Raw genomic sequence first — 6,551 nt, forward strand, 5'->3', positions numbered from 1 at the left:
TATATATTAGAAAACAAAGACGGGTTCGGAGAAGTTAAAAAGATGACTGATTCAAAAATATTTTGACTTTTAAAAATTACCCGAGGAAACTAACCTGAAGCGAATCAGAGGCGGCCGCTGCCGGTGACATTTATTAAACTTCCGCTGTTTGGTTGTTATTGTTCCAGTTTCTGGGTAGTATCAAGAGTACAAAGTGTGATTTTATTTAAGAGGAAGGGAAGAAGGTAGTCTAAGTCTTTCCGAACCGAAATTTTGCCGGGCGTGACGGCATGATACTATATAAATCGAAGGCTGTTCTGTTATTCGTAAAAGGGGGATGGAGCAGTTACCGAGGCAAAGCTATCTCCGGAGGCTCGAACCAAACTCAATGAGCCCGGACCACCTGAGCGGAGAGGGAGGATGGGGCTTTCGGCCAGTTATGCTTTGTTGCTCCGAAGGAAAATCTGGTGATTGCAGCCACTTCAAGCTTGAACGGCAGGCAGCAGTTAAAAGCTTCACTGGATTTGATATACGATCATATTCTCGATCAACTGAATAACGATCATTCTCCAAGCCTGGAGGACCATCAGGTTTTGCAGCGGCGCCTGGCCAGCGTGACCTATCCTGTCCCTGGATTTCAACCAATATTGTCTTAGGTTCACTTACATTATATGGTACTTTATTCGTATCTATTCTACGACAAAACTATCATTTTTGGAATTCAAAAGTCATTACTGAAACTCGTAAAAAAACATTTGCTCTCGTTTAGAGTGATTCGAAATGAAGCCTCAATTTATTTATATTTGCGGGAACATCATATGGACGCTCAAATTCTAAAATTGGAGATTTGTAACCAGTAAATGTTGTATAACCATCTCCATTATAGAATTCAGCTTTACTTTGAGAATAGTACTGTCCTTCAGTAATTGTTTCAGGGCTATACGCATACATACTAGACCATTGACCTGTGTTATATGTCATAGTACTCGAAAATGCTAGAGTGCCATCTGCATTAAATAAACGGGCTTGTCCTCCCATATATCCAATGGGCACATTTGCATTTGCTCTGATCTCAGCTACTGCTTGGACTGTAATAATAGTCCGTTCTGTTACCTCGGAAATAATAGTATAGCTATAGCCATTGATTGTACCCGTATCATAGGGTGGCGATACAGCAGTGGCAGCAAATGCTGATGTTGAAATCAAAAAAACTGACAAAACACAATACATTAAGATAGTGCCAGCTTTTGTTATTCTTTTATTCATGCTTCCTTTCCTCCCCGATCATAATTAATTAATTGCACTATTGCCTATTGGACGGATACATTTTAAACTCACCGATTACAGTCTTACCATCTGAATCATATAATGGGATTGATCTATAGCCGATTTCTTCAATAGCTTCTTGGTTGGCTATAGCCTCCTCCGGTGAAGAAAACGAAGGATTCATATCCGAAGCTTTTACATAACCGACTACCCCATCTCCCCCTTCTGCCCTAATTAAGTCTGGCTCCTGTGATGGGCCAGGAGCGAAGGGTCCATGTCCAATTTTATCTCCCTGCTCGTTCTCTGAATAGTCTGGGACATTTCCATTAGTTGTTGGTATACTGTTGGAAAAATCCGCATTCTCATCGGAATTTATAACAGATACAGTAGGTATTCCAATCGCTAACGCCAGTGCCAATAGTACTCCAACAATCTTCATAATCGTCACAATCCTTTCTCAGCTCTGGAAATTTCACAAAGTGGTCGCCGGTTCTTCTTTCATTACATTTCGATTACCTGAACTCCAGGAAACCTAAGCAATCCAACAAGAAATCATTCTAATTATAAGACACCTTCAAAATGAAAAGAATCACGGATTTTCAAAAAAATTTGCATTTAGACCAGAAGATCCCTTGCTTTAGACACGGTGTGTTGAATGAGAACAGGACGGTATAGCATCACTTTCGCTGGAGACAAATATGGCGTTTGACGGTAAATGCAAATGTCAGGACTGTAATTCAGATCGGGCAATGGGTAGGTTCTTTACGCGGTGCAATTCAATGTAGTGACGCCAGTCTTGCTAATCTTCCCTCCTTATTTTGTTTTCTACTTCATGCTATTTTTTACCCCCTTCAATATATAGACGCCCTATCGATTGGATATATCACTCTTTTTTAGTATTTTTATCTATTTTTCTGATAAATAAGACTTAGTAGAAATAAATAAGCATGCGGTTAACCCAAGAAACATTGGACAAACTGATGCAAGCATCGGTAGATCAGAGACAAGCAGTTCCATCTCAGCTAGCCGTCTTTCCGATCAGCCGGTCCCTGCATCGGAACCGATCCTCCATTCCCCATGCGGAAGATGGGTTGGATCATAGCTCGTAGATAAAATAAAGAAATCACGAATAATTAAGATGGCAGGAGGAAATTATAGGAATAACCTGACACAACAGAAAGTGACCAAAAGTCGGCTTGGAGGAGGATATTTTGAAGATTTTAATGATGAAATGTTGTTGTTTAGCATTAATTGCAGTTGGACTGACAAATGTTCGTATGCTTCTGAATTTCCAAAAGGGAATCCGGACTGCTATCCGATAACATATTTTGATACTCTAGAAGAAGCTGTTACAAAATATAAAGAATTAACGGCTTCTTCAAGTCCTGTATTAATGCCAACATGGTTACCATTTGATCCAACTTCAAAAAGTGTACGTATTGTAGGATGTGGATCCGCCCTAAAAACAGAATACGAAGGTGATCATCAGAAAATCCGTGTTCAAGTTTATCCTATAATTAAAAATTCCAAATGGGAAGGGAGTGACCCCGTCTCCTTAAGTGATGATACAAAAGCGGAATACAAAGAAAATAAATTATTTTTTGCTTTGCGGTTTGATAAAGAAGGAAGGAACTATTTTATCCTTATTGATAAAATGAATGTTAAGCAAATCAAAAAAAAGACGGCTCTAGAATATTTGATAAGAGTTGCAGATTCCTTGGCTATGGTTGAGGAAATAAATGGGTAATCCTTAAGATACGGATCTCAGGTTTGACGTACAAAGATAGAGTAGGCGCGTGCCCATCATGCACCTACTCTATTTCTCAGAATTTCTCCATAACTCCAACACACTACAACCAGTTTGATCTTTACCCCCACATCCCAAACCAATCCTGTAATATCCACTTTTCGTAACCGAGTAGGTATTCCCCAGAACCCTCCGTATTTGGCGGTATAATAACTGTGTCTACAGCGGTACTTTCAGGATCACAGGGGCAGCGCGATTCGCGATAAGCTAGACAGCGTTCTTTATTTGTCAGGATATACCGCGCAACCTGCGTGGACTAGCGTAAATTCCCTGGCACTGATAGAAGCTGCCAAGGCCGGGCTAGGCATAACGATTTTGCCGGATGTTCTTGTAAGTGAGCCGCTAACGCAGGGGAAGTTGATTTCGCTGTCTGTTCAAGACCTTATATTGAAAAATGAATTGATTGCAGTTCGCCATCGAGATAAATATCTGACAGCTCCGTTGAAAACCCTTCTATTGCTCATACAATAATACTGCGTAAAAATGCAAGTCGGATTGGTAAACTTAATGCTTCCCGCAACTGACCGGCATCTTCTTCTCCATCAAACTGAATAATTGCAACTATATATAGACGGGAAAATAATGGGCCTGAAACGTGGTTTCAGGGCAGGCAAAGGGGTATGTAATAGGCGACGGCTTTATCAAGGGCCCAAGGGCCCTTCCGGGTATTCATTCCTCGTAAAAATCGCCCTGCGACATGCGAGCGCTTGGTTCTGAATTTAAGAATGATTCTTTGTATCCGTCAATTATTTTTGAGCTTCTTTAAAAATGGAGTCAAACGGATAACTAGAGGTACAAATTGTTTTGTTTGAATTTGTTGGCAAAGTGTTCCGGATTATTTCTTTATAAAATCCAGTATTGTCATATTTTGGGACTTTCCTATCAATTTGTATGCTACTAAGCTATCAAATCACTATAAAATGGTGACATTTCCATGAAGTGTGGATAGTATTGGGTATACCAATAGATTAAGGAGAGAATTTTGTTGAAGAAAAAAATTATCGCCTTAGTAATGGTGCTCACTCTATCGCTTAGTAGTATTGTTCTTGCAGAAGAAAACAAATTGAATGGTGTTGCTTACAATCCTTATACGCTTGAAGAAATTTCTCAGTTAGATAACATCAGCCTTTCGTTTGATGAGGAAACTGTCGAATTATCGTTTTCTTATCTTGACCAAGAATTTTCTTTAGAAGCTAAGAGTTTTGAGTCTGACAATAGAATGACTAAATACACATCTAAAGAAGGGTCAGTTGTTACTAATATCCTTATATACGAAGGGATGGTGACGGGTCAAATTATTGATACGGCTTTAACTTTTGAAGAAAAATACTACAATAGTGAAGACAACTTTAATTTTTCTATCACTAATGGTAATTTAGTAACCACTCAATCATTTGTAGATTTAAAAAACACACCCGAAATTAAATCTAGAATAGATAGAATGCTAAGTTTTTTGGATGAAGATAACGTAGAACCATTATCATCTTCTAAAAGAATTCATGTTCAAGCCTCAGGATTGGACATTCCCTTTTTAATAGACGGGGGATTTGCTGAAGGATGGGTTACATCCACACTAATGTACGATAACCTTTATGCTGTAAATGAACTTGCCTATAACGTTGCAAGGAATTGGCCATCTGATGGAGTATCGTTGTGGCGTGACAATTTTACTGAAGCTTGGCGGACCCCTGCATGGGTCTCTCCAGGGTATACGGAAGTTGATGGTGGCTGGGATATTGATGTAACTACAGGGAGATTCTTAGCTGAAGCGACAGTTTCAGCAGCTGTTAAAGGTGTGCCGATATTCTGGACAGTTTATGATGAGTCGCTCCTATGGTAAAAAGAATAATTCCAATATTGATTTGGGTAGAATGCATAGCTATCTTGTTCTCAAGTTTACTGCTTTATCTGATACAAAATCCAGAACCTGCTCTTCCATGGATAATAAAGTCAATTAGATTAATACCTGTCATAATCGCTTCGTATTTACTCATTGTTTATTTTGTTAACCGTCGTGTAACCTATATGAACTATTTATGGTACTTTATTATTTCTCTAGTTACATCCAGTTTCAGTATTGGCTTTATAATGTTTGATATTGTTGAAAATCAAGTTAGATATGACTTTTTCCAACGAATGATAACCGGGAATTACTTTAGCTTGTTATTCGACTTAATTGTGATCTATTACATTATAAAAAAGATGAATTCTAATAGTCACAATCTTAAATGATCCCCTACTTTTTAAGGTCTGGGCTCAGAGAATGACTTATTATGAGTAGGAAACAAATAAGCAAGTGGTTAATCCCAAGAAAGATGGGACAAACCACTTGCTTTATTTTCTTTTTTCCGACTCGGCCCAAAGTGGCATTAAAAACTATCACCTTATAGCATATTATGACGATACCATGGTTATAGAGAGAAGGGAGGTAGCGTCTTGCATTGATCTATGTAGAAACCTTTGCGATGGATTATAACGGAAACATAAAATGGAGAAATTCCCAACAATTTAGTGATGTACCAGAGGGTTCAATCATTGTAACTGGCACCGTCAGCAGAGACGGATATTACATTCGACCCGTAAAAGAGCAGTATTATAAAACTGGATCCCGGCAAGCGATTAAGTTATCGCTAGATATCGTTGATATCATCACAGGGAAATTGGTTGAAAATATATTCATCGATGAGATTGTACAGGAAAAAGGAAGCCACTACATGGAAGGGGGCTTCAAGCTAAATGGAAGGGGGCTTCAAGCTAAACCACGAGCCACTTCTAACGGATAATCAAGAAATATTAATCCATTACTATGCGCGGGAAGACGATGATGACGGCGATCCGTATGTGTTAGCGAATTAAAACGGTTCGCTTCCGAAGTGATCCTCAACCTCGTGCGGGGCTAGAGAAATATCATACGTATGGGCAATTCTATCATCCAAATAAAAAGGAAAAGAATGCCGAATTTACGTATACTCTCTCGCTAAGCAACAATAAAGTCTATCGAAGTGCAGAAAATGTCGGCTTCTCCTTCCGGATGCAGGATCACCGTAATTTTGTTACCGTGTTCAAGTTTATCCTATATATAAGAATTCCAAATGGGAAGGGAGTGGCTCCGTCACCTTAAGTGGTGATACAAAAGCGGAAATACAAAGAAAGTAAATTATTTTATTTTATGTCTTTGCGGTTTGATAAAGAAGGAAGGACCTGGTGAGGAGATGGGTAACCCCTAAGATATCGCTCCCATGGTTTGTAGTACAAAGATGGGAAGCCAATCCTTAATATGATTGGCCATTGTTGCAATTTATCGCAGAAATTCCTTAACACCTTGAGGTAATTGATACGACTTAAGATGCGTATACTTCACCAATTTCACTGAAGAAGTATCAATTTTGTATTGTATTCCTTCTCTTCCTATGATTCTATATTGAACATGAAATCGGAATGTGGATAACTCAAATCTGTGGATAACCCGTCTTTGTCCCCAGAATCCCCGTTCAATGCG

General features: G+C 39.0%; 7 protein-coding genes. 5 read left to right on the top strand and 2 right to left on the bottom strand.

From position 1 onward, the window contains the following. The first annotated feature begins 446 nt into the window (after positions 1-446). On the top strand, positions 447-635 hold the full coding sequence (locus FS806_RS21215; protein ID WP_144940625.1) for a hypothetical protein: 189 nt from the start codon (positions 447-449) through the stop codon (positions 633-635). Between the two features lie 109 nt (positions 636-744). Here FS806_RS21215 and FS806_RS21220 read toward each other — a convergent pair whose 3' ends face one another. Then, a complete protein-coding gene (locus FS806_RS21220) occupies positions 745-1,245 on the bottom strand; it encodes a hypothetical protein (RefSeq protein WP_144940627.1) in 501 nt (166 codons plus the stop codon). A gap of 37 nt (positions 1,246-1,282) precedes the next feature. Beyond that, complete coding sequence (locus FS806_RS21225) at positions 1,283-1,684, bottom strand: hypothetical protein (RefSeq protein WP_144940629.1); 402 nt, start codon at positions 1,682-1,684, stop codon at positions 1,283-1,285. Positions 1,685-2,383: 699 nt separating this feature from the next. On the opposite strand from FS806_RS21225, the gene FS806_RS21230 reads away from it, so the two are divergent. The 4 genes from FS806_RS21230 to FS806_RS21245 all read left to right on the top strand — a co-directional run bounded on the left by FS806_RS21230 (position 2,384) and on the right by FS806_RS21245 (position 5,835). Then, the gene (locus tag FS806_RS21230; RefSeq protein WP_144940631.1) at positions 2,384-2,992 is read left to right on the top strand and encodes a hypothetical protein; all 609 of its coding nucleotides are present in this window, start codon (positions 2,384-2,386) and stop codon (positions 2,990-2,992) included. 213 nt (positions 2,993-3,205) lie between these two features. After that, a complete protein-coding gene (locus tag FS806_RS27135; RefSeq protein ID WP_144940639.1) occupies positions 3,206-3,523 on the top strand; it encodes a substrate-binding domain-containing protein in 318 nt (105 codons plus the stop codon). A gap of 514 nt (positions 3,524-4,037) precedes the next feature. Then, positions 4,038-4,892, top strand: a complete 855-nt coding sequence (locus FS806_RS21240) for a hypothetical protein (protein WP_144940633.1) — start codon at positions 4,038-4,040, stop codon at positions 4,890-4,892. A 601-nt stretch (positions 4,893-5,493) separates the two neighbouring features. Further along, the gene (locus FS806_RS21245; protein WP_144940635.1) at positions 5,494-5,835 is read left to right on the top strand and encodes a hypothetical protein; all 342 of its coding nucleotides are present in this window, start codon (positions 5,494-5,496) and stop codon (positions 5,833-5,835) included. Positions 5,836-6,551 lie beyond the last annotated feature (716 nt).

The sequence above is a fragment of the Paenibacillus sp. 32O-W genome (assembly GCF_007679495.1).
In the GTDB taxonomy this organism is placed as follows: domain Bacteria; phylum Bacillota; class Bacilli; order Paenibacillales; family NBRC-103111; genus Paenibacillus_L; species Paenibacillus_L residui.

Excerpts from the sequence above, each read along its gene's own strand:
- FS806_RS21220 (WP_144940627.1), bottom strand. The coding sequence starts at position 1,245 with ATGAATAAAAGAATAACAAAAGCTGGCACTATCTTAATGTATTGTGTT.
- FS806_RS21225 (WP_144940629.1), bottom strand. The coding sequence starts at position 1,684 with ATGAAGATTGTTGGAGTACTATTGGCACTGGCGTTAGCGATTGGAATA.
- FS806_RS21230 (WP_144940631.1), top strand. The coding sequence starts at position 2,384 with ATGGCAGGAGGAAATTATAGGAATAACCTGACACAACAGAAAGTGACC.